The organism is Psychrobacter sp. GW64-MNA-CIBAN-0177 (assembly GCF_040309585.1).
Taxonomy (GTDB): domain Bacteria; phylum Pseudomonadota; class Gammaproteobacteria; order Pseudomonadales; family Moraxellaceae; genus Psychrobacter; species Psychrobacter okhotskensis.
Genome location: NZ_JBEOOY010000254.1, coordinates 1 through 271 on the forward strand (window position 1 = coordinate 1; position 271 = coordinate 271).

Annotated in this window: 1 protein-coding gene; it reads right to left on the reverse strand. The window is 43.5% G+C overall.

The genetic code is table 11. From position 1 onward, the window contains the following. Window positions 1–271 (reverse strand): polyprenyl synthetase family protein (locus tag AAEY79_RS14980; protein ID WP_352289198.1); only part of this gene is annotated, 271 nt, incomplete at both ends.

The window sequence follows — 271 nt, forward strand, 5'->3', positions numbered from 1 at the left end:
GTAATAATGGCCGCAAGGCCTGTCGCGGCTTCAAATAGCTTAGCGGTTTTAGAGTAAATAACCTGCATATAACTCGCTTCAGTGGTGTCGGGGTCATTACAGTTCATTAACTGTAATACTTCACCTTCAGCAATAATGTTAGTTGCATCTGCAAGCACTTGCATTACCTGCATTTTACCAAGGCCAACCATAAGCTGAAATGAACGAGTGTAAATAAAGTCGCCCACTAATACGCTGGCAGCATTACCAAACTCAGCATTTGCTGTAGGCG